Source organism: Flavobacterium cheongpyeongense (assembly GCF_003202435.1).
GTDB lineage: Bacteria > Bacteroidota > Bacteroidia > Flavobacteriales > Flavobacteriaceae > Flavobacterium > Flavobacterium cheongpyeongense.
The window spans coordinates 1-351 of the sequence record NZ_QJHK01000063.1 but is presented as its reverse complement, the minus strand read 5'-3'; the positions used below and the strand labels follow the sequence as shown (position 1 = coordinate 351).

2 protein-coding genes are annotated in these 351 nt (G+C 30.8%); both read left to right on the top strand.

Annotated elements, in window-relative coordinates; all coding sequences use genetic code 11:
* Positions 1-139: GIY-YIG nuclease family protein (locus DMB65_RS22735; RefSeq protein ID WP_394336128.1), on the top strand; the 139-nt coding region annotated here is incomplete at its 5' end.
* A 110-nt stretch (positions 140-249) separates the two neighbouring features.
* Positions 250-351 (top strand): GIY-YIG nuclease family protein (locus tag DMB65_RS22610; RefSeq protein ID WP_165835015.1); only part of this gene is annotated, 102 nt, incomplete at its 3' end.

Genomic DNA, 351 nt, shown 5'->3' with positions numbered 1-351 from the left:
TTACACTCTAAAATTTAGACCATGGAAAGTAATTTATGTTGAATTTTTCGATGCAAAAGCTGAAGCTATCAAAAAAGAAAAATATTTAAAAACTGGAATTGGAAGAGAATTTATTAAAAATTTGATTATCAACAATTAACTCGTCGGGCTCATATCCGCCGCGGCGGACACAGGTTCGAGTCCTGTTCCCGCTACTAAGTAAAAGCTTCAGAGAAATCTGGAGTTTTTTTGTTTATAGCGTTTTGAAATATGGCTGAATTTGTTGTTTACATTCTTTATTCTGAAAAATTCAAGAAAAATTATACTGGTTTTACTTCCAATTTAATCGAAAGATTTAAATCTCATAATGTT